This is a genomic window from Actinomadura latina NBRC 106108, assembly GCF_001552195.1.
GTDB classification, from domain to species: domain Bacteria; phylum Actinomycetota; class Actinomycetes; order Streptosporangiales; family Streptosporangiaceae; genus Spirillospora; species Spirillospora latina.
Genome location: NZ_BCQS01000042.1, coordinates 41,982 through 61,054, shown reverse-complemented (window position 1 = coordinate 61,054; position 19,073 = coordinate 41,982). Strand labels below are relative to the sequence as shown.

18 protein-coding genes and 2 tRNA genes are annotated in these 19,073 nt (G+C 71.7%); 7 read left to right on the top strand and 13 right to left on the bottom strand.

What is annotated here, in order from left to right:
- Positions 1-622: 622 nt before the first annotated feature.
- Positions 623-1,600 carry an ATP-binding cassette domain-containing protein gene (locus AL2_RS33910; RefSeq protein ID WP_067641018.1) on the top strand — a complete coding sequence of 326 codons (978 nt, stop codon included), beginning with the start codon at positions 623-625 and terminating at the stop codon, positions 1,598-1,600.
- The gene (locus AL2_RS33905; protein WP_067641016.1) at positions 1,597-2,418 is read left to right on the top strand and encodes an ABC transporter permease; all 822 of its coding nucleotides are present in this window, start codon (positions 1,597-1,599) and stop codon (positions 2,416-2,418) included. Before AL2_RS33910 ends, AL2_RS33905 begins: the two co-directional genes overlap by 4 nt.
- A 129-nt stretch (positions 2,419-2,547) precedes the next feature.
- Here the strand turns inward: AL2_RS33905 and AL2_RS33900 are convergent, their stop codons facing one another.
- Complete coding sequence (locus AL2_RS33900; RefSeq protein ID WP_067641014.1) at positions 2,548-5,757, bottom strand: ATP-binding protein; 3,210 nt, start codon at positions 5,755-5,757, stop codon at positions 2,548-2,550.
- A gap of 67 nt (positions 5,758-5,824) precedes the next feature.
- Here AL2_RS33900 and AL2_RS33895 point away from each other — a divergent pair, with 67 nt between their 5' ends.
- Genes AL2_RS33895 through AL2_RS33880 form a run of 4 tightly spaced genes read left to right on the top strand, consistent with a single transcriptional unit; the run spans position 5,825 to position 8,130 of the window.
- On the top strand, positions 5,825-6,082 hold the full coding sequence (locus AL2_RS33895) for a DUF7218 family protein (protein ID WP_067641012.1): 258 nt from the start codon (positions 5,825-5,827) through the stop codon (positions 6,080-6,082).
- Positions 6,083-6,445, top strand: a complete 363-nt coding sequence (locus AL2_RS33890) for a VOC family protein (protein ID WP_067641010.1) — start codon at positions 6,083-6,085, stop codon at positions 6,443-6,445.
- Positions 6,442-6,951, top strand: coding sequence for a DUF1360 domain-containing protein (locus AL2_RS33885; RefSeq protein WP_067641008.1), 510 nt, complete (start codon positions 6,442-6,444; stop codon positions 6,949-6,951). Before AL2_RS33890 ends, AL2_RS33885 begins: the two co-directional genes overlap by 4 nt.
- A 48-nt stretch (positions 6,952-6,999) precedes the next feature.
- On the top strand, positions 7,000-8,130 hold the full coding sequence (locus tag AL2_RS33880; protein WP_067641006.1) for a baeRF2 domain-containing protein: 1,131 nt from the start codon (positions 7,000-7,002) through the stop codon (positions 8,128-8,130).
- Between the two features lie 64 nt (positions 8,131-8,194).
- Here AL2_RS33880 and AL2_RS33875 read toward each other — a convergent pair.
- The 9 genes from AL2_RS33875 to AL2_RS36945 all read right to left on the bottom strand — a co-directional run bounded on the left by AL2_RS33875 (position 8,195) and on the right by AL2_RS36945 (position 13,598).
- Positions 8,195-8,267 (bottom strand) — tRNA-Ala (locus AL2_RS33875).
- Positions 8,268-8,350: 83 nt separating this feature from the next.
- Complete coding sequence (locus AL2_RS33870; protein ID WP_067641004.1) at positions 8,351-8,767, bottom strand: hypothetical protein; 417 nt, start codon at positions 8,765-8,767, stop codon at positions 8,351-8,353.
- Positions 8,768-8,868: 101 nt separating this feature from the next.
- Complete coding sequence (locus AL2_RS33865; protein WP_067641036.1) at positions 8,869-9,099, bottom strand: hypothetical protein; 231 nt, start codon at positions 9,097-9,099, stop codon at positions 8,869-8,871.
- A gap of 241 nt (positions 9,100-9,340) precedes the next feature.
- Positions 9,341-9,413, bottom strand: a tRNA-Ala gene (locus tag AL2_RS33860).
- 78 nt (positions 9,414-9,491) lie between these two features.
- On the bottom strand, positions 9,492-10,154 hold the full coding sequence (locus AL2_RS33855; RefSeq protein WP_067641002.1) for a histidine phosphatase family protein: 663 nt from the start codon (positions 10,152-10,154) through the stop codon (positions 9,492-9,494).
- Positions 10,147-10,560, bottom strand: coding sequence for a ribosome silencing factor (gene rsfS / locus AL2_RS33850; RefSeq protein ID WP_067641000.1), 414 nt, complete (start codon positions 10,558-10,560; stop codon positions 10,147-10,149). The genes AL2_RS33855 and rsfS overlap by 8 nt, the downstream gene beginning before the upstream one ends.
- Before the next feature lie 159 nt (positions 10,561-10,719).
- On the bottom strand, positions 10,720-11,307 hold the full coding sequence (gene nadD / locus AL2_RS33845) for a nicotinate-nucleotide adenylyltransferase (RefSeq protein ID WP_067640998.1): 588 nt from the start codon (positions 11,305-11,307) through the stop codon (positions 10,720-10,722).
- A 52-nt stretch (positions 11,308-11,359) separates the two neighbouring features.
- Positions 11,360-12,646 (bottom strand): phenylacetate--CoA ligase family protein, encoded by a 1,287-nt coding sequence (locus tag AL2_RS33840; protein ID WP_067640996.1) that lies wholly within the window; start codon positions 12,644-12,646, stop codon positions 11,360-11,362.
- A 100-nt stretch (positions 12,647-12,746) separates the two neighbouring features.
- Positions 12,747-13,598 (bottom strand): RNA-guided endonuclease InsQ/TnpB family protein, encoded by an 852-nt coding sequence (locus AL2_RS36945; RefSeq protein ID WP_083947179.1) that lies wholly within the window; start codon positions 13,596-13,598, stop codon positions 12,747-12,749.
- 141 nt (positions 13,599-13,739) lie between these two features.
- Here AL2_RS36945 and AL2_RS33835 point away from each other — a divergent pair, with 141 nt between their 5' ends.
- The gene (locus AL2_RS33835) at positions 13,740-14,771 is read left to right on the top strand and encodes a M48 family metallopeptidase (protein ID WP_067640994.1); all 1,032 of its coding nucleotides are present in this window, start codon (positions 13,740-13,742) and stop codon (positions 14,769-14,771) included.
- A gap of 51 nt (positions 14,772-14,822) precedes the next feature.
- Here the strand turns inward: AL2_RS33835 and AL2_RS33830 are convergent, their stop codons facing one another.
- The 3 genes from AL2_RS33830 to proB all read right to left on the bottom strand — a co-directional run bounded on the left by AL2_RS33830 (position 14,823) and on the right by proB (position 19,063).
- Entirely contained in the window at positions 14,823-16,574 is a 1,752-nt protein-coding gene (locus AL2_RS33830) for a TIGR03767 family metallophosphoesterase (protein WP_067640992.1), read from the bottom strand.
- Positions 16,575-16,638: 64 nt separating this feature from the next.
- Positions 16,639-17,901, bottom strand: coding sequence for a glutamate-5-semialdehyde dehydrogenase (locus AL2_RS33825; RefSeq protein ID WP_067640989.1), 1,263 nt, complete (start codon positions 17,899-17,901; stop codon positions 16,639-16,641).
- Positions 17,902-17,956: 55 nt separating this feature from the next.
- Positions 17,957-19,063 carry a glutamate 5-kinase gene (gene proB, locus AL2_RS33820; RefSeq protein ID WP_174550903.1) on the bottom strand — a complete coding sequence of 369 codons (1,107 nt, stop codon included), beginning with the start codon at positions 19,061-19,063 and terminating at the stop codon, positions 17,957-17,959.
- Positions 19,064-19,073 lie beyond the last annotated feature (10 nt).

The window sequence follows — 19,073 nt, the reverse complement described above, 5'->3', positions numbered from 1 at the left end:
CCGCTTTCGCAGGACCCCGGCTCCGGGGCAACCCTTCTAACTTACCTGTTCCGCTCCCGTTGTCAACCCGATCCGCGAAGATCGTTTCGACAGTCGGAGGCGACCCAAGTCCCCGCGGAGACGACACACCCCCAGGCCCAAGACCTGGCGATGATCATTCCGTAGGAGACGCCCTGCGGGCCGGCCACCTCTCGGCGTCCTGCATCCCGTCTCGGGCTTGCAACTCCAGAGTACCCCGGCCCGGAGCAAGCTACGAACCGTTTTCCTCTGTTGCCTTCCCCCGAGGCCGTCCGCCTGTCGGCGTCCCGCATCCCCTTGGGGCACGACAGAGATTAGGCAGCCCTGGAGGACCCGTCAAATCGGCGCGGCCCGCACAGCCGGCGCCAACACGGCCATCGTCTGCCCCACGCACTCCCGCAACCCCATCACCCACACCAAGGGCACCCAGCGGCAGCGTCCCGTCCGACGGACAGGACTCGCAGGTCATCCCGGTTCTGAGGGATCGCCGTCAGTGCCGCATCAGTGGCCTGTCAGCGTCCGGACGCCAATGTACGCGGCATGTCAGCGTCCTCCCCCACGGTGGTGACCGTCACAGATGACGGACAAGCGAAGGGCAAGATCGATGGACGAAGTGATCCGCGCTGAGGGGTTGCGGAAACGGTTCGGGGAGACCAAGGCCCTGGACGGGGTGGACATCGTCGCGCGCCGGGGCACCGTGCTCGGCGTTCTCGGCCCGAACGGCGCCGGTAAGACGACCGCCGTGCGGGTGCTGGCGACGCTGCTCAGGCCGGACGCCGGACGAGCCGAGGTGTCCGGCTACGACGTGGTCAGGGACGCGGTGCGCGTCCGCGCGAAGATCGGGTTGACGGGTCAGTACGCGTCGGTGGACGAGGAGCTGACCGGCACCGAGAACCTCGTGATGATCGCCCGGCTGCTGGACTTCGGGCGGCAGGAGGCGAAGGCCAGGGCGCGGGAGCTGCTGGAGCGGTTCCGCCTCACCGATGCCGCGTCGCGCGCCGTCAAGACGTACTCGGGCGGGATGCGCCGGCGGCTCGACCTGGCGGCGAGCCTGATCAACCGGCCCGAGGTCATCTACCTGGACGAGCCGACGACCGGGCTGGACCCGCGGGCCCGCAACGAGGTGTGGGACACGGTCCGGGACGTGGTCGCCGACGGGGCGACGGTGCTGCTGACCACGCAGCACCTGGACGAGGCCGACGCGCTCGCCGACCGGATCGCGGTGTTCGACCACGGCCGCGTCATCGCGGAGGGGACGTCCGCCGAGCTGAAGGGGCGGATCGGGCGGCAGACCGTCGTGGTGCGCGCGGCGGAGCCGTACCGCACCGCCCAGCTCGCCGCGATCGTCGCCGAGCTGACCGGGGAGCGGCCCGAGGTGCAGGAGTCGGCCGCTCTCGTCACCGCGCCGGTGAACGATCCGAAGCTGCTGTCGGCGCTGGTCAGGCGATTGGACGAGGCGTCCATCGTGGCGGCTGAGCTGGCGCTGCGGATGCCGAGCCTGGACGAGGTGTTCCTCACACTGACGGGCCACCTCACCGAAGAAGCACAGTCCGATCTCGTCCCCGAGGAGAGCGTGGCATGACCACCATGACCTTCGACACTCGCCTCGCGCCGGCCGAGCCGCCCGCGCGGATCAGCCCGCGGCGGACGCTGCGGCACGGCCTGACGCTCGCGTGGCGCAACGTCGCCCAGTTGAGGCACTCGCCGGAGAAGCTGCTGGACACGACGCTGATGCCGATCGTGTTCCTGCTGCTGTTCCTCTACGTGTTCGGTGGTGCGGTGGCCGGCGACACCCACTCGTATTTGCAGCAGTTGCTTCCAGGGCTCGTCGCGCAGATGGCCATGTTCGCGACGATGGGCCTCGGGACGGCCCTGAACGAGGACATCCACAAGGGCGTGTTCGACCGGTTCCGAAGCCTGCCGATCGCGCGTTCGGCGCCGCTGATCGGGACGGTCCTCGGGGACACGGTCCGCTTCGTCATCGTGATGACGATGCTCGTCGGGTTCGGATCGATCCTAGGGTTCAGGTTCCACACCGATCCGCTGTCGGTGCTGGCGGCGTTCGCGGTGGCGTACGTGTTCTACCTGGCCGTGTCGTGGGTCTCCGTCCTGGTGGGGCTGCTCGCGCCGTCGCCCGAGACGGTGCAGGGACTCGCGTTCCTGTGGGTGATGCCGCTGACGTTCGGCAGCAGCATCCTCGTCCCGGACACGTCCACGATGCCGGGCTGGCTGGAGGCGTGGACGAAGGTCAACCCGGTCACGCATCTGGCGGAGTCGGTGCGGGCGCTGACGGTCGGCGGACCGGTCGGCAACCACGTCTGGTACACGCTCGCCTGGGCCGCGGGCCTCGTCGCGGTCACGTTCCCCCTGGCCATGCGCATGTACTCGCGTCGAACCTGAAGCCGAGCCCCGCGCGGACGCGCCGCCCGGACGCACGTCCCGGGCGGCGCGCGCCGTCGCCCCCTCCGCCCGGCGAACACCGCCCTAACCGGGCTCCTGCCGCAGGGACCGCCGATGGGCCGCGTCGGCTCAAATGGATGCGACCAGGCCGGCGCCTTGGCCGAGGACGTCCGCACGGGTGAGCCGCCGGCCGCGTCCGTAGGCGGCGGCGAAGGCGTCGTCGCCCAGGGCCCGGGTGGCGGCGGAGAGGGTCCGGCCGACGTCGTAGGACGCCTCGTTCAGGTAGCCGTTCAGGTTGTGGGCGGTGCCGAGCAGTTCGGCGGCGCGGACGAACTCGCCGCGCGCGGCGGCGTAGGCGGCGAGGCCCTCGACGAGGGACGCCACGGTCGGGTTCCCCATCAGCGCGTCGTTCGGCAGGCCGGTGAACGTCTCGAGGTGCCGGCGCCGCGCCGCCTCAAGGTCGCCGTCCTCCTCGGCGAGGCAGGCGAGGCGGCTGTAGGTCCGGCGGACGGCCTGCGCGAAGTCGGGCCGGTGCCCGCGCCGCTCGACCCACCCTTGCGCGCGGTCCGCGTGCGCGCGGGCGGCGTCCCGGTCGCCCTCCTTCAGGGCCAGCTCGCACAGCAGGAGCGAGGCGGTCGCCGCGTCGGCGAACTCGCCGATCCGCTCCATCTGCGCCATGGCGTATTCGAGGTCCTCGCGGGCGCGCGCGACCTCGCCCAGCCGGGACCGCGCCTCGGCGAGCTGCGTCAGGATCGCCGCGCCCTGCTCCGGGCTGACACCGCCCGTGGCGTAGCCGTACGCCTCCTCGCCGAACCGGACGGCGTCCGCCGGTTCACCGCGCGCCAGCGCGACCTGCATCATCGCGCCCAGCGCGACGATCATCCCGAAGCGGTCGCCCATCTCGCGGAGCCGCGCGTAGCCGTCGGCGGCCTCCGTGGCGGCCTCGTCGATGTCGCCGCCGTGGATCCCCATGTGCGCGCGGAGGACGCGGACGATGGCGCGGACCCACGGGTCGGGGTGGTCCTGGACGTCCCGCAGCCGCCGCCGGACCTCGTCGATGTCCCCCTGGAAGATGACGGACATCGGTTCGATGAGGGCGAGAAGGGGATGCATCGGCGCCTCGGGAACGAGGTCGAGGATGCCGTCCAGCATCGCCTGCAGCGACTCCTGCGTCGGTCCCGGCTCCTTCGTCATCTCGCTGACGAGACCCGCCGTGATGGCGCAGAGCGCGTACGCCTCCGCCATGCCGGGCGGCGCGGTGTCGCCGGCCATGTCGCGGACGGAGACCGCCCAGCCGCCCGCCTCCCGCTCCATGTCGCGCAGCACCCAGAACCACAGCAGCCCAGCGATGAGCCGCAGCCCCGTCTCGGCGTCGCCGGTCTCGATCACGTGCCGGAAGGCGACCGCGACGTTGTCGCGTTCCGCGGCGAGCCGTTCGACCCAGTGCAGCTGGTCGCGGCGGCGCAGCTCCGGCTCGGCGCGCTCGGCGAGCCCGACGATGTAGCCGGCGTGCGCGTCGCGGACGCGCCGGGTCTCACCGGCCTGCTCCAGCCGTTCCGCCGCGTACACGCGGACGGTCTCCAGCAGCCGGTAGCGGACGTCGGCGTCGCCGTCCGCCATCACCAGCGACTTGTCGATCAGGGCGGCGATCACGTCGATGACGTCCCGCGGCTCGACCGCGTCCAGCCCGCACACGTGGACCGCCGCCTCCGGGGCGGCGCCGCCCGCGAACACCGACAGCCGGCGCAGGACGGTGCGCTCCACGCCGTCCAGCAGGTCCCAGCTCCAGTCGACGACGGCGCGCAGCGTGCGGTGCCGGGGCAGCGCGGTGCGGCTGCCGCCGGTGAGCAGCCGGAACCGGTCACCGAGCCGCGCCGCGACCTGACCGGAGGTGAGGGAGCGCAGCCGGGCGGCGGCCAGTTCGATCGCGAGCGGGATGCCGTCGAGCGCCCGGCAGATCGCGACGACGTCGGCGACGGTGCCGGCGTCCACGGCGAAGCCGGGCCGGGCGGCGGCCGCCCGGTCGGCGAACAGGCGCACCGACGCGTAGCCGAGGGCGTCGGCCGGGTCGGTGGCGTCCCCGTCCGGGAACGGCAGGGACGGGACGGGGCACAGCGACTCGCCGGTGATGCCGAGCGGCTCGCGGCTGGTCGCGAGGATCCGGACGCCGGGGGCCTGCGCGAGGACGTGGTCGACGAGCCGCGCGACGTGGTCGATGAGGTGCTCGCAGTTGTCCAGGACGGCGACCATCCGCTTGCCGGCGAGGAAGTCGGTCAGCCGTTCCAGGGACCGCACCACCACGCGCGTCTCGCCCGGCCGGACGGTCTCGGGCACGCCGAGCGCCGACAGCACGGCCTGCACGACGTCGCCGGGGTCGCTGACCGGCGCGAGCGGGACGAACCAGGCGCCGTCCGGCATCTCCTCGACGAGCGCGGCGGCGCTCTCCCGGGCCAGCCGCGTCTTGCCGGCGCCGCCGGGGCCGGTGAGGGTGACGAGCCGGGTCTCGCGGAGCAGCTTGCCGACCCGCCGCGACTCCTCCTCGCGGCCGACGAAGCTGGTGAGCTGCGCGGGCAGGTTCGTGCGCGGCGCGGTCGGAACGTCCGGAACCGGCTGAGGGGCCGCGCGCCGCAGGATCGACAGATGGACGGCGGACAGTTCGGGCGACGGGTCGACGCCGAGCCGGTCGGCGAGCGCGCGCCGCGTCTCCTCGTACACCTCCAGCGCCTCGGCCTGCCGTCCCGCCGCGTACAGGGCGCGCATGAACTGGCCACGCAGCCGTTCGCGCAGCGGGTTGGCAGCGGCGAGCGGCTCCAGCTCGGCGACCGGCGGGGCGGGCCCCCCGAGGGCGATCTCCGCCTCGACACGGTCCTCGACGGCAGCGAGCCGCAGCTCCTCGAGCCGGGTGATGATCCCGTAGGCGAAGTCGGCGCCGGCGACGTCGGCGAGCGCGGGGCCGCGCCACAGCGCGAGCGCCGACCCCAGCCCTCCGGCCCGCCGCGCTGGATCGCCCTCCGCGCGGGCCGCCGCGACGCCCCGCTCGAACGCGACCGCGTCGACCTCGCCCGGGTCGATGCCGAGCCGGTACCCGCCGGGCCCGTGCTCGACGACGTCCCGTCCGGCGACGCCGCGCAGCCGGGAGACGAGCGCCTGCAGCGCGTTGCCCCCGCCGGCGGGGGGCGCGCCGTCCCACAGGTCGTCCAGCAGCCGCTCGGCGGACACGGGCCGCCCCGCCTCGGCCGCGAGCCGGACGAGCAGGGCGCGCAGCCGCCGGCCGCCGACCTCGACGGGCCGCGCCGCCTCGTCCCGCACGTCGAGCGGGCCCAGGATGCCAATGCGCACAGGTCCCCTTCCCCGGAGTCGATTCTCTCCCATGTGTGGGCCACGTGTGCCGGGTACTTGTCCTGATATGCCTAGAGCACAGATCAAGGACGAGAAGACTTACCAGAAGCTCCGCGACAAGGGCGAGAGCAAGGAGAAGGCCGCGCGCATCGCGAACGCCTCCGCGAACCGCGGCAAGAAGAACGTCGGCCGCAAGGGCGGCGAGAACCCCTCATACGACGACTGGACGAAGGACGAGCTGCTCGGCCGCGCCCGCGAGATCGGCATCGAGGGCCGCTCCTCGATGAGCAAGTCCGAGCTGGTCAAGGCGCTCCGCGACCACTAGATGGAACTCGTCTTCGTCCTCGACTGCCGCGACCCCGACAGCCTGGCCGACTTCTGGGCGGCCGCGCTCGGGTACGACCGCGGCGGGTTCGACCCCCCGTACGTGCCGCTCACCGACCCCGCCGGTGAGCGGCCACGCATCCTGCTGCAGCGCGTCCCCGAGCCGAAAGCCGGGAAGAACCGCATGCACCCCGACCTCCGCGTCGCCGACATGGACGCGGCACTCGCCCGCGTCACCGCGCTGGGCGCCACCGTCGTCCGCGGGCCCTTCGTGGACGACGGCTGGCCGACCACGGTGCTCGCCGACCCGGAGGGCAACGAGTTCTGCCTGATCGTCCCACCAGGAAGGGAGACCGCATCATGAACACGGTCGCCGACACCGCACGCCGGCAGAAGGAGGAGTACGCCGGCGGCGAGGACCGTCCGCTCGGCTCCTACCTCGGCACCCTCGGCGTGTACGCGCTGACGACCGGGGCGGTGGCACTGATCGGCCGCAGGCTCCGCGACCGGCCCCCGACCATCGGCCTCGCGGACCTGGCGCTGATGACGGTCACCACGCACAAGGTGGCCCGGCTGATCGCCAAGGACCCGGTGACGAGCCCGCTGCGCGCCCCGTTCACCCGCTACTCCGGGACGTCCGGCCCGTCCGAGCTCGCCGAGGAGGCGCGCGGCAAGGGCGTCCGGCACACCATCGGCGAACTGATCACGTGCCCGTTCTGCACGGCGCAGTGGGTCGCGACGGCCTACGCGGCGGGGCTGGTGTTCGCGCCGCAGGCGACCCGCCTGGCCGGCACCACGATGACGGCGGTCGCGGGGTCGGACTGGCTGCAGCTCGCCTATGCGCGACTCCAGCAGTCCGCGGAGGGCTGAGTACCGCCTTTCCACGTTTGTCCCAGCTAGGAGGGGTACGGCCATTCCATGGATCTGGCATTCCTCAAGACGCTTTATCAACGTCCGGGCCCGTACGCGTCGGTGTACGCCGACCTCACCCGGAACACCGAGGACGCGGTCAAGGCCGTGGAGCTGCGGTGGCGGGCGCTGCGTGCGGACCTGGAGGACCAGAACACCCCGGCGGACACACTGCGCGCGGTCGACCGGGCCATCGGCGAGGAGATCGCCGACCGCCGCTCGGAAGGCATCGTGATCTTCGCGGCGGACGGCGAAGTCCTCTACAACGAGCGGCTTCCCAGCCCGCCGCAGAACCCGCACGCCACTCTCGGCCCGCTCCCGGACGTCCTGCCGTATCTGGCCGAACGGGGGGAGAAGATCCCGCACCTGCTGGCCGTCGTCGACCGCCGCGGCGGCGCGATCGACTGCGTGACGGCCAAGGGCGACCACGTGCACATCGACGTGGAGGGCGATGAGGACTACCCCATCCGCAAGACGAAGGCGGGCGACTGGAACCAGTCCCGGTTCCAGCGCGCGGCGGAGAACACCTGGAAGCTCAACGCCAAGAAGGTCGCCCACGAGATCGACCGCGCCGCCGACCGCTGCGGCGCGGAGGCGATCGTGATCGCCGGGGACGCACGCGTCCGGACCGCCGTCCTGGAGGAGATCTCCGAACACGTCCTGGAGCACACCGTCGAGACCGACAAGAACACCGACATCGACGACCCGGAGCTCGACGCGGAGCTGCGCCGCCTCCTGCAGCTGAAGACCTACGAACGCGTGATGACGGTCGCGGAACGCTTCGACCGCGAACTCGCGAACGGCGAGCGCGCGGTGTCGGGCCTCCCCGAGACGACCGCGGCCCTGCGCCACGGCCAGGTGGAGACGCTGCTCCTGACCGACGACCCCGACTCCGACGCCCGCCTGTGGATCGGCCCCGACCCGGCCCAAATCGCGGCGTCCGCCGACGAGCTCCGCGAGGAGTTCGGCATCGTCGACCCCGAGCAGGAACGAGCGGCCGCCGCCCTGGTCAGAGCCGCCGCGGCAACGGACAGCGAACTGGTGGTCCTACCGTCCAACGGCGAGGACCCGAGCGTCCCCGTAGGCGCCGTCCTCCGCTACACCACAACCCCCGGCCCCGACGTGTTCACCCAGACCTGAGCCGGCGAGGGGTCAACATGACGAAGGAGTGGTGTGCCTGCGCACACCACTCCCAACTCGTTCGTGGAGCTATGGGGATTCGAACCCCAGACCTCCTCCATGCCATGGAGGCGCGCTACCAACTGCGCCATAGCCCCTCGGTCGAGGAAAGCTTAGTGCACGTTGGCACCGCTGAGAACGCGGGGCCGCACAGGGACGTCCCTCCGCGGCCCGCGCGGCGTCAGCGACCGGACGAGTACCTGTACATGCCCTGGTTGAAGGTCGGGACCTGGACGGTGAGGCTTTTGGGCCACTCCACCGGAAGGCCCAGGAGCCTGTTGTCCTTGACGGTGCGCCCTTCCGGGTCCGTGTAGGTGCTCTCGACGGGACCGGTCTTCGCATCCTCGGGCTTCTGCTGCTCCTTCATGGAGCAGACGGCCTTGGTGAGGTCCTGGTCGGTCCGCAGGCCCTTCAGCAGCGACGACAGGAAGCTCAGGGCCTCGGAGCAGTCGTCCACGGTGTAGCTCTGCGGGACGGGCGGCGGTGCTTCCTCTTGGGTCTGCGGCGCGGGCGGCGGCGCCTCCTCCGCCGATGCGGGCACAGCCATCGCCGTGACGGCCGCCGCGGCGAGCAGCGGCCCGAAGATCCGGCTTCTCATTGAGGTCAACCCTCTCGATCATGCATCGCCACGTCTTGGCTGTTCCCGCATGATCGACATCGCGAAGCGCGTCGGGCGCAAAGGTTGCGAAGGCTTTGCGGTCAGCTCCACCCGAGCTGTTCGGCGACCTCGTCGGGCGCGTACCCGCGATGCCCTCCGTCGCCGATCCACACCATGCCGTCGGCCTCGGCGACGGGCCCGACGGCGTGCTCCTGCGGCAACCGGGGCTGGATCGCCAGCCGCACCTGCGTCCCGGGCTCGAACCGGCGCAGTTCGTCGATGAGGTCCCCCACGGTGACCTCGCGCGTCGCCCCCCTGCGATGTCTTCCCATATCCCGCATGAAACCACTGGGCACCCCATGCACAAGCCGCCCAGCAGGCCCAATTCGCCAGACGGTCCCAACCACAAGCCAAGGGGCCCACAACCCGAGCGCCCGCACCTACAGAAACCGGCAAGGGGGCGTGGGGGGCGGAGCCTCCCACATCGGGGGTCCGGGGGTCGTCCCCCGGGTCGACATGACGAAGGAGTGGCGGCCCGCGCTCTTCGCGGGCACACCACTCCCAACTCGTTCGTGGAGCTATGGGGATTCGAACCCCAGACCTCCTCCATGCCATGGAGGCGCGCTACCAACTGCGCCATAGCCCCGCCGCTGCGTGGACGTTCATCCCGCAGCGCCCCGCCAGTGTATAGGACGGACGGGGCTGCTCTCGAATCGTTTGCGGGTCAGGTGCCGGCGTCGGGGCGGTCGTCGCTGAGGACGGGTTCGGGGAGGGTCCCGGCGTTGTGTTCGGCGAGGCGCCAGCCGCCGTCGCGCATCTCGGTGATGACGGACCAGCAGCAGTTGGAGAGGCCGCCGAGTCGTTCCCAGGTCTCTTCGGGGAGGCCGATGAGGTGGGACATGCCGAGCCGGAGGGCGGCGCCGTGGGAGGCGACGACGAGCTGCCCGCTGGGCGGGAGTTCGTCGAGGGCGCGTTCGAGGGCGGCGCCGACGCGTTTGGCGACCTGGGCGCTGGTCTCGCCGCCGGGGGGCTGCCATGCGGCGTGCTCGGCGGGGTAGCGTTCGCGGATCTCGCGGGCGGTGAGCCCTTCCCAGGCGCCGCCGTCGCGCTCGATGAGGTCCCTGTCGTAGCGGACGGGGAGTCCGGTGATGTCGGCGAGGGCCTGGGCGGTGTCGGCGGCGCGTTTGAGCGGGGAGGCGAGCAGGTCGGTGGGGCGGAGCCCGGCGAGGAGCCGGGCGGCGCGCCGGGCCTGCTGGACGCCGGTCTCGTCGAGCGGGATGTCGGTCTTGCCCTGGAATCGGCGTTCGACGTTCCACGCGGTCTGGCCGTGCCGCCAGAGGACGAGCCGCCGCCTGCCCGGTTCGCGGGCGGGCCGGGTGTCACTCACTCGGGCTCCCGACGGCGCGGGCGCGCTGGGCCTGGTGGGCGGTGACGCTCTCCGGGAGGTCGAGGAGGGGGCAGTCTTTCCACAGGCGTTCGAGGGCGTAGTAGAGACGGTCTTCCTCGTGCTGGATGTGCACGATGATGTCGGCGTAGTCCAGCAGGACCCACCGGCCCTCACGCTCGCCCTCGCGCCGGACGGGCTTGGCGTCCGCCTCTTCGCGCAGGCGCTTCTCGACTTCGTCCACGATGGCGCGGACCTGCCGGTCGCTGGGGGCGGAGCAGAGCACGAACGCGTCGGTGATGACGAGCTGCTCGCTCACGTCGTAGGCAAGAATGTCGTCGGCCAGCTTGTCGCCCGCCGCCTCGGCGGCGATCCGGACGAGCTTTGCCGCCCTCTCGGATGCGGTCACGATGCGCTCGCGATCCTCCCTGTAGGGGTCGTGTCCGTTGACACCCTCTCATGGGCGGCGGCGGACGGACCCCCGTGTCGCTGTACGACCGCAATGCTCATGCGGCCCTTCCCCCTCCAGGGTATGCGCCCCCACCGACACACCCCCGGGCCGCGCGAGCTAGTACAACCCGCGCTTGTTGATGTACTGGACGATGCCGTCCGGGACGAGGTACCAGATGGGTTCGCCGGCGCGGACGCGTTCGCGGCATTCGGTGGAGGAGATGGACAGGGCGGGCACTTCCATGAGGGAGACCCGCCCGTTGGGGAGGCCGGGGTCGGCGAGGCGGTGCCCGGGGCGGGTGACGCCGACGAAGTGGGCGAGTTCGACCAGTTCGTCAGTGTCGTGCCAGGTGAGCATCTTCTCCAGCGCGTCGGCGCCGGTGATGAAGAAGAGGTCGGTGTCGGGGCCCTGGAGTTCGCGCATATCGCGGAGGGTGTCGGCGGTGTACGTGGGGCCGGGCCGGTCGATGTCGATGCGGCTGACGGAGAAGCGAGGGTTGGACGCGGTGGCGATGACGGCCATGAGGTAGCGGTCCTCGGCGGGGGTGACGTCGCCGCCCTCCTTGTGGGAGGAGAGGCCGGTGGGCACGAAGACGACCTCGTCGAGGGAGAAGAAGTGCGCGACTTCGCTCGCGGCCACGAGGTGCCCGTGGTGGATGGGGTCGAAGGTGCCGCCCATGACCCCGAGCCGCCGCTTTTGCGTCATGCCGACGAGAATAATCGGCGGGCCGGCGCCCGGAACGCCAGGGGTCGCCGGCTCAGCCGAGGCCGGGGATCGGCGGGCGGCCGTCGTCCCAGGTCACGACCCGGACGGCCTTGCCGACCTCGACTCTCGGGACCGTCCCGTCCGGGAGGACGAACACCTCCGCGGTGAGGCCGAGCGTCTCGTACAGCGCGTGGACGAGGCGGTCCTTCGGGTCGCCGGCGAGGGCCTCGCAGGCGACGAGGAGCCGGGCGGACGGGCTGCGCCGGTCGACGACGAGCTGGTAGTGCGGCCGGACGAGCCCGGAGCCGAGCAGGACGCGTTCGACCTCGCTGGGGTACACGTTGACGCCCCGGACGACGAGCATGTCGTCGACACGGCCGAGGACCTTGCTCATCCGGACGAGGGTCCGCCCGCACTGGCATTCGCCACGCGTGAGGGACGCGATGTCGCCGGTCCGGTAGCGCAGCAGGGGCAGGGCCTGCTTGGTCGGGGTGGTGAAGACGAGTTCGCCGGGCGTGCCGTCCTCGACGGGGTCCCCGGTGGACGGGTCGACGGCCTCGACGATGAAGTGGTCCTCGTTGACGTGCAGGCCGTCCTGTTCGAGGCATTCGGTGGCGACGCCGGGGCCGATGACCTCGGAGAGGCCGTAGATGTCCATCGCCTTGATGGGCAGGACGGCCTCGATGGCGGTGCGCAGTTCCTCCGACCACGGTTCGGCGCCGAAGAGCCCGGCCTTCAGCGCGGGCAGTTCGACGCCCGCCTCGGCGACGGCCTCGCCGAGACGCAGCGCGTACGCGGGGGTGCAGGTGAGGATGTCGGCGCGCAGGTCGGCGAGCATCCGCACCTGCCGGTCGGTCATGCCGCCGGACATCGGCACGACGGTCGCGCCGAACGCGACGGCGCCCTGGTGGATGCCGATGCCGCCGGTGAACAGCCCGTACCCGTAGGCGTTGTGGACGATGCTGCCCGGTGACGCCCCGGCGCAGGAGAGGGAACGCGCGCACATCGCGGCCCACAGGTCGAGGTCGGCCCTGGTGTAGGCGACGAGCGTGGGGCGGCCGCGCGTCCCGCTGGAGCCGTGGACGGCGGCGACCTGGTCCTGCGGGACGGCGAGCATGCCGAACGGGTAGTTGTCCCACAGGTCCTGCTTGGTGGTGAAGGGGAGGCTGCGGAGCTGGGCGAGCGTCACGTCCGAGCCGCCGCCGACACCGGCCTCCTTCAGCCGCCCGCCCTGCACGCCGCCGGCGGCGAGGAGCCGGTCGACGAGGCCCCACAGCCGGTGCCGCTGCAGCGCGGCTCGCTCGTCCAGGGACATCGCCTCGGCTTTGGGGTCGAACATAACTCGCCTCCCGGGCGGACCGCAGTGGGCCCGGGTTCCTCGCGTGGAACCCTGAGGCCATCTGGTTCGTCGGGAATACCATGCCAGACTTGGCTTCTTCTCAGTTGAAGGAGAATTCCTGCTTCGTCACCGATGGCCCGCTCAGGAGAGAAGCCTCCCGTTGAGGTCTGACATCGGCTCCACAGGCGTTTCGCCTCTCCGCCAGCCCGGCGGCGAGGATGTTCCGAGCGGCGTTTACATCTCGGTCGTGCACCGCCCCGCATCCGCGATGGCGCGCGAGATGATGATTTCGGATCATGCCGCCGACATGGAGATCCTCGATGACGACCGTTTGGTTCTCACGGACGAGTCGAGTCGTGAGCTTGTGCAGATGATCGCGGCGCCGATCGGCGATCCTCGCGTGCACACGAGCAAGTCGCAGCCTCGCCTCCGCATGGTTGGCCGACCCCGGCCGTCGCCGCGACAGTACGCGTTGTGCCTTGAGCAGCCTCCGCCGGTTGGATCGTTCATGCCGGGGGTTGCGCACCTTCTCCCCAGCGGACGTGGTGACGAGGGCGGAGATGCCGGCGTCCAGCCCGACCGCCTGCTGCGTCGGCTCCAGCGGTTCGACTGCAGTCGCTCGCGCCCGCTTACGGGACTTGAACCGCGGATGCCCCGCCCGCTTGGCCAGGTGGTTGCCGAAAGCCGTCTGCAGGTGGCGCAGGGCCTGCTGCGGGGGCACGCAGGAGACATCGTTCAAGAACGAGAATTCCGCGTTGCGCTTCCAGTTCGTCAGCGCCGCGGACGAATCCCTGTACGTCATCGGGCGGCCGTCGCGGCGCGCTCGGATGCGTGCCTCCAGGGCCATGTTGTAGACCAGACGAACACAGCCGAAGGTGCGGCTCAGATGCTCAGCCTGTTCCGGGGTCGGGTAGAAGCGGTAACGAAACGACCGGCGAACGCGCTGAGTCACCAGGCCAATACTATCCGCGCATGCGATCAGGGGGCGGGCATTCTCTCGTTTGCGCTCCTCCGAAGCCGTCCCGACACGGCGACGCGGCGTTTCCGCACCGCCCGCCCCACTACAGGGCCTTAGCCCTCCAGGAGGTCAGACATGACGGAGAACACACCGGATCGAGCACGTACGCGGTTCCCGGGGATCAGTTCCCGGGCCTATGAGCACCCGGCGGACCGATCGGCGCTCGTGGCGCTGCGTTCGCTCTCCGGGTTCGACGTCGTCCTGCGCAAGCTGTCGGGGCTGGTGAACGAGCGGTCGCTGCGGCTCATGTTCCTCGGCGGGACGGTGCGCGCCGGCGAGGACCAGTTCCGCCACATCCACGACATGGTCCGCGACGCCTGCTACATCCTGGACATGCCGGAGGTCCCGGAGCTGTTCGTCCGGCAGGACCCGACGCCGAACGCGATGGCGCTCGGCTCCGACCACCCGTTCATCGTGCTGAACACCGGCCTGATCGACCTGCTGGACGACGAGGAGCTGCGGTTCGTCATCGGCCACGAGGTCGGGCACATCCTGTCCGGGCACGCGGTGTACCAGACGATGATGCAGGTCCTGCTGCAGCTCGGGTCGCGGCTCGCGTGGCTGCCGCTCGGCAACGTCGGCATCGCGGCGATCATCATCGGGCTGCGGGAGTGGTTCCGGAAGGCGGAGCTGTCGTCCGACCGGGCGGGGCTGCTCGCCGGGCAGGACGTGGACGCGGCGAAGCGGGTCAACATGAAGCTCGCCGGCGGGGTCCGGCTCGGCGAGATGAGCGCCGAGGCGTTCCTGGAGCAGGCCCGCGAGTACGACGCGGCCGGCGACGTGCGGGACGGGATCCTGAAGTTCCTGAACCTGCTCGGCCAGTCGCATCCGTTCGCGGTGATCCGGTTCGCGGAGATCGACCGGTGGGCGCGCAGCGGCGAGTACGAGCGGATTCTCGCCGGGGACTACCCGCGCCGCGGCGACGACGGCAACGCGTCCGTCCGGGACGAGGTCAAGGACGCGGCGCGCTCCTACCGGGAGTCGTGGGAGCGGACGGCCGACCCGTTCGTGGGCAAGGTCCGCGACATGGCGGACGCGGCGGCGGGTGCGGCCGGCGGGCTGTTCGACCGGATCACCCGCCGCGACAACGGGCCGACGAGCGCCTGAAAGAGGGAGCCGGGGCCGCCGCGACACGGACGCGGCGGCCCTTCTCGTGCTCTAGAAGGGCGCCGGGACGAGGAGCTCGACGTTGCGGTCGGCGACCTCGCCGCGGCGGCCGGAGTCGCGGTCCTGCCAGTCGTTGCCCGACAGCTCGCGCGACAGCGACGCGAGGCGGACGGGGTCGGTGAGCCGGCCGCCGTAGGACGCGGGCCCGGCCGAGTCCAGGATCGTCGCGAAGACCGACAGGGTGCCGTCACCGTTGTCGGCGAGCTCGACGATGCGGCTCTGCTGCGGGAAGTCGATGTGCGCGGCCGTGTTGACCTCCCAGAACCCCCCGCCGGTCGCGCGGGCGTGCGGGATGACCTGGTTCCGGTGCGTGTGGCCGTTCACCCACAGGATGACGTTCGGGTAGCGCAGCAGGAGCGCCTGCACCTCGTCGCCGAGGACGCGGTCGCCGCCCAGCGGGTTCTCCAGCGAGCCGATCGGGTGGTGGCTGAACAGGACGAAGAGCCGGTCCTTCGCGGTCTGCTTCACGACCGAGCCGTCCGCGGCGAAGTAGCGGCTGCTGCCCGCCTTCAGTTGCGATTCCAGCCACGCGAACTGCTTCTTGTCGAGCGAGCCCTCCGAGTAGCCGTTCGGGTTGACGGTGTCGAGGACGAGGCCGCGCACCACGCCCTGGTCGAACGCGTAGTAGGCCGTCCCGTCGCGGAGGTTCGCGGCGGTGAAGCCGTGGCCGCGCAGGGACGCGCTCGTCTTGAAGTGCTCGGCGACGACTTCGGCGCGCGACAGCATCCGCCGGTTCCAGTCGGGCGTCACGGGACGGAACAGCCCGCCGGAGCCGCCCTGCTCGCGGCTCAGCCGGACCAGTTCGGCGGCGTCCGCCTGCTGGATCATGCGGGCGAGGCGCTCGGCCTGGCCGTCGTCCGCCGGGGCGCCGATCTTGATGCCGCCGGTGGCGAGGCCGGAGACGAGCGGGTTGACCGGCAGGTTGCCCTGGATGAGGCCGTCGTGGTTGCCGAACGCGGCGAGCCACGGCGCGTCGAGGCCGGTGGCCTGGAACGGCCTGCGCGCGGCGTCGATCAGGCCCTTCACCCGCGGGAACCCGTACTTGGCGATCGCGACGTCGAGTTCGGCGCCGGGCGGCGCGCCCTCGGGGTGCCAGTACGCCCGGTCGTAGGACGCCCAGTCCATGACGCCCTCGTACCGGTTCGGGTCGCCGGAGTCGGGGCGGACCCGGCCGCCGTCCAGCAGGTCGATGATCCAGCGGATCTCGTTGTACTGGACGTTGTCGGCGGCGTCGCCCGTGTTGATGGTGAACGCGAGGCCGAGACCGGTCGCGGGCCCGCGCCCGACCTTGTTCACGGCCTGCACCATCGCCTCGGCGACCTGCGTGGACAGGATCTCCTGCGGCCGGTAACCGCCCTCGGGGAACCCGCTCACCAGGTCCCGGATGCGGTCGATGAACTCGACGCGGGCCGGGGACTGCGCGTCGATGATGTGCACGTCGGTGAGATGCCCGAACGCGAGGATGCCGCGCCGGGTCGCGGCACGGCGCGCGGCGGCGGCGCCGCCGAGGTCGCGGCGCAGCAGGTGCGGCTCCCCCGGCCCGGTGATCACCGGGCGGTAGCCGCCCGCGCCCGCCGCGCCGAGCACGTACGTCCGGTCGAGGGTGGTGCCGTTAACGGGGCCGGCCAGCGCGGGCGCGGCGGCGGCGGGACGCGCGGGGAACGCGGCCAGCCCGGTGGAGGCGATGCCCGCGCCGAGGGCGGCGCCCTTCAGGACACGACGGCGGCTGTACTCACGAGTCACAATCGTGAATCAGACCACACCGGCAACGTGACATCAATGGCAAAAATGTCACAACTTGGACGGATCAGCCGCGCGTGTGGCCCTCACCGGTGACGACGTACTTGGTGGAGGTCAACTCCGGCAGCCCCATCGGGCCGCGCGCGTGCAGCTTCTGCGTCGAGATGCCGATCTCCGCGCCGAACCCGAACTCCTCGCCGTCGGTGAAGCGGGTCGAGGCGTTCACCATCACGGCGGCCGAGTCGACCAGCGACACGAAACGCTTCGCGGCCGGCTGGGACGCCGTCACGATCGCCTCCGTGTGGCCCGAACCGTACGTGCGGATGTGCTCGACCGCGTCCTCGAGGGAGTCGACCACACGGGCGGCGATGTCGAGCGACAGGTACTCGGCGTACCAGTCGTCGTCGGTGGCCTCAACGACGTCCGCGCTGTAGGAGCGCATGCGGTCGTCGCCGTGGACGGTGACCCCGGCGGCCTTGAACGCCTCAAGCGCGCGCGGGACGAACGTGTCGGCGATGTCGGCGTGCACCAGGAACGTCTCCGCCGCGTTGCACACCGAGGGACGCTGCGTCTTGGCGTTCAGCAGGATGTCGACGGCCATGTCCACGTCGGCGGCGGCGTCCACGTAGACCGAGCAGTTCCCGACGCCCGTCTCGATCACGGGGACGGTCGACTCCTCCACCACCGAGTTGATCAGCGACGCGCCGCCGCGCGGGATCAGCACGTCCACCAGGCCGCGCGCCCGCATCAGGTGCTTCACCGACTCGCGGGACGTCCCCGGGACGAGCTGCACCGCGTCCGCCGGGACCTCGGTCTCGGCCAGCGCGCTCTGCATCACCTCGACGAGCACCGTGTTCGAGTCGTGCGCCGACGACGAGCCGCGCAGCATCGCCACGTTCCCGCTCTTCAGGCAGAGCGCGGCGGCGTCCACGGTCACGTTCGGGCGGCCCTCGTAGATGATCCCGACCACGCCGAGCGGCACCTGGACCTGCCGCAGCTCCAGTCCGTTCGGCAGCACGCTGCCGCGCACCGTCTCCCCCACCGGGTCCGGCAGGACGGCGACCTTCCGGACGGCGTCGGCGATCGCGGCGATCCGCGCCTCCGACAGGCTCAGCCGGTCGACCATGTACTCGGACGTGCCGTTGTCCCTGGCCCGCGCGACGTCGGCCTCGTTCGCCTTGACGATCTGCGGGGCGGCGGCGACCAGCGCGTCGGCGATGCGGTGCAGCGCCGCGTCCTTCGCCGCGCGGGGCAGCGGCGCCAGCCCGGCCGCCGCCGCGCGCGCACGCCGCGCCACCCGCAGGAACTGCTCACGCTCGTCGTCGCTCATCACAACGCTCCCTCGCTCAAGTCGTTCTGGGAGGGACGACCCCCCAGACCCCCGGTTATTCCAGGATCACCAGATGGTCGCGGTGAATTATCTCGCGTTCGTACTCGGCGCCCAGCTCGCGGGCCAGCCAGCGCGTCGAGCGCCCCATCAGCTCCGGGATCTCGGACGCGTCATAGTTCACCAGGCCGCGCGCGACGACGTGCCCGGCCGGGTCGCACAGGTCGACCGGGTCGCCCGCGGCGAAATCGCCGTCCACGCCCGTCACACCGGCCGGCAGCAGCGACGTGCGGCGCCGCACGACCGCCTCGACGGCGCCCGCGTCCAGCGTGACGCGCCCCTGGCCGGTGGTCGCGTGCGCGAGCCACAGGTTCCGCGTCGACATGCGGCGGCCCTCGGCCGGGTGGAACAGCGTGCCGACCCGGTCTCCGGCGAGCGCGTGCGCGGCGGACGCGGAGTTGGTGAGCACGACCGGGACGCCCGCGATCCGCGCCGCCTCGACCTTGGTCACCATGCCGCCCGTCCCGACGCGTCCGGACCCGCCGAGCTCGACGTGCTTCAGGTCGTCGGGCCCGTGCACGTCGTCGACGCGCCGGGTGCCGGGCTTGCGCGGGTCACCGGTGTAGAGGGCGTCGACGTCCGACAGCAGGACGAGCGCGTCCGCGCGGATCAGGTGGGCGACGAGCGCGGCGAGCCGGTCGTTGTCGCCGAACCGGATCTCGTCGGTGGCGACGGTGTCGTTCTCGTTCACGATCGGCAGGATCCCCATCGCGAGGAGCTGCCCCAGGGTGCGCTGCGCGTTGCGGTGGTGCGAGCGGCGCATCATGTCGTCGGCGGTGAGCAGCACCTGCCCGACCGTCAGCCCGTACCGGGCGAAGGACGAGGTGTAGCGGGCGAACAGCAGGCCCTGCCCGACGCTCGCCGCCGCCTGCTGGGTCGCCAGATCCCTGGGGCGGCGGGTCAGCCCCAGCGGGGCGAGGCCCGCGGCGATCGCCCCGGACGACACGAACACGATCTCGGTGCCGTCGGCGCGGCGGGCGGCGAGGACGTCCACCAGCGCGTCGATGCGGTTCGCGTCGATCGTCCCCCGCGACGTGGTCAGCGACGACGACCCCGCCTTCACCACGATGCGGCGTGCCTTGGCGATCTCCGTGCGCTCGCTCATGCCCCTTCTC

Coding starts and splice junctions, on each gene's coding strand:
- AL2_RS33840 (WP_067640996.1), bottom strand. CDS start 12,646: ATGTTCGACCCCAAAGCCGAGGCGATGTCCCTGGACGAGCGAGCCGCG.
- AL2_RS33825 (WP_067640989.1), bottom strand. CDS start 17,901: ATGAGCGACGACGAGCGTGAGCAGTTCCTGCGGGTGGCGCGGCGTGCG.
- nadD (WP_067640998.1), bottom strand. CDS start 11,307: ATGACGCAAAAGCGGCGGCTCGGGGTCATGGGCGGCACCTTCGACCCC.
- AL2_RS33870 (WP_067641004.1), bottom strand. CDS start 8,767: ATGAGAAGCCGGATCTTCGGGCCGCTGCTCGCCGCGGCGGCCGTCACG.
- AL2_RS33835 (WP_067640994.1), top strand. CDS start 13,740: ATGACGGAGAACACACCGGATCGAGCACGTACGCGGTTCCCGGGGATC.
- AL2_RS33905 (WP_067641016.1), top strand. CDS start 1,597: ATGACCACCATGACCTTCGACACTCGCCTCGCGCCGGCCGAGCCGCCC.
- AL2_RS33890 (WP_067641010.1), top strand. CDS start 6,083: ATGGAACTCGTCTTCGTCCTCGACTGCCGCGACCCCGACAGCCTGGCC.
- AL2_RS33895 (WP_067641012.1), top strand. CDS start 5,825: ATGCCTAGAGCACAGATCAAGGACGAGAAGACTTACCAGAAGCTCCGC.
- proB (WP_174550903.1), bottom strand. CDS start 19,063: ATGAGCGAGCGCACGGAGATCGCCAAGGCACGCCGCATCGTGGTGAAG.
- AL2_RS33865 (WP_067641036.1), bottom strand. CDS start 9,099: ATGGGAAGACATCGCAGGGGGGCGACGCGCGAGGTCACCGTGGGGGAC.
- AL2_RS33910 (WP_067641018.1), top strand. CDS start 623: ATGGACGAAGTGATCCGCGCTGAGGGGTTGCGGAAACGGTTCGGGGAG.
- AL2_RS33880 (WP_067641006.1), top strand. CDS start 7,000: ATGGATCTGGCATTCCTCAAGACGCTTTATCAACGTCCGGGCCCGTAC.
- AL2_RS33885 (WP_067641008.1), top strand. CDS start 6,442: ATGAACACGGTCGCCGACACCGCACGCCGGCAGAAGGAGGAGTACGCC.